The 591-nt window shown below is 70.2% G+C and carries 1 pseudogene; it reads right to left on the bottom strand.

Annotated elements, in window-relative coordinates:
- Window positions 1-264: 264 nt before the first annotated feature.
- Window positions 265-591: pseudogene (locus NBW84_RS23910) on the bottom strand (glycosyltransferase); the annotation flags it as partial.

Genomic DNA, 591 nt, shown 5'->3' with positions numbered 1-591 from the left:
GCCCGGCGTCAGAAGCCGGCACGGGCATGCTCGCCTAGAGCGCCGGTCAGGTAGCGCGGATCTCATCCACGGCCGCCCGCACAGGTCATGATCCAGAAGAGTTTGTCGTTATGTACGCTTTTTGGTCGCGAAAACGTACATAACGACAAAATTACGCTGATCTTCTCCGATGGCCGGCGTCCATCGGAGCGTGCCATCGTTCAGGAGGGATACGTATGGTTACCCGACCGGCGCTCTGGCGGTGGCGGGGAAGGGCTGGGACGGTCAGGTGCCGGTGGCGCTGTCGGAGCCCACCGTCGGGGTTGAGGCGGACGGTGCGGGCGAGGCGGACGGCGAGTAGGCGCGGCCCTTCCAGGCGGCGCCTCGGCCGCGCCAGTGCGCCACGGCCGAGTCCACGGTCATCAGCGTGTACAGGGCGGCGACGGCGGGCAGGGCCACAGCCGTCCACACCGGCTGGCGGTAGTAGCGGAGCATCGGGACATAGGTGGCAGTCATGATCGCCCAGGTGGCGAGCCCGGCGATGCCGGCGACCAGCGCGGCCGCGCCCCCGGCGCCCCCAGCGCCCGCGCCGGCGGCGTCACCGCCACCGGC

It is taken from the genome of Protofrankia sp. CiP1_Cm_nod2 (assembly GCF_920664355.1).
Taxonomy (GTDB): domain Bacteria; phylum Actinomycetota; class Actinomycetes; order Frankiales; family Frankiaceae; genus Protofrankia.
This window is presented reverse-complemented; position numbering and strand designations above follow the sequence as displayed.